This window comes from Psychrobacter sp. TB20-MNA-CIBAN-0197, assembly GCF_040309765.1.
Classification (GTDB): domain Bacteria; phylum Pseudomonadota; class Gammaproteobacteria; order Pseudomonadales; family Moraxellaceae; genus Psychrobacter; species Psychrobacter submarinus.
The window spans coordinates 1-243 of the sequence record NZ_JBEOPC010001224.1 but is presented as its reverse complement, the minus strand read 5'-3'; the positions used below and the strand labels follow the sequence as shown (position 1 = coordinate 243).

The window sequence follows — 243 nt, the reverse complement described above, 5'->3', positions numbered from 1 at the left end:
CTTTTACACCCTCTTCATCTAGATGCTCAATATGATCCGCCGAAAAGCCATTAAACTGCGCCACCAGCTTAGCACCCTGTTGATTAGATAACTGCTCAGCATGGCATTTTACTGGGAGGTTATGCTTTTTAGCCGCCTGGAAAACACGTTTGGTTTGCGAATAACTAAACCCAACATTTTCACAAAATACATCGACTGCATCAGCAAGATTATTAGCCACTACCTGATCTAGCATGTCAGTAC

The 243-nt window shown here is 42.8% G+C and carries 1 pseudogene; it reads right to left on the bottom strand.

The features are described 5' to 3' along the window. Nucleotides 1–243 (bottom strand): annotated as a pseudogene (locus AAEY83_RS17845) (imidazolonepropionase); the annotation flags it as partial.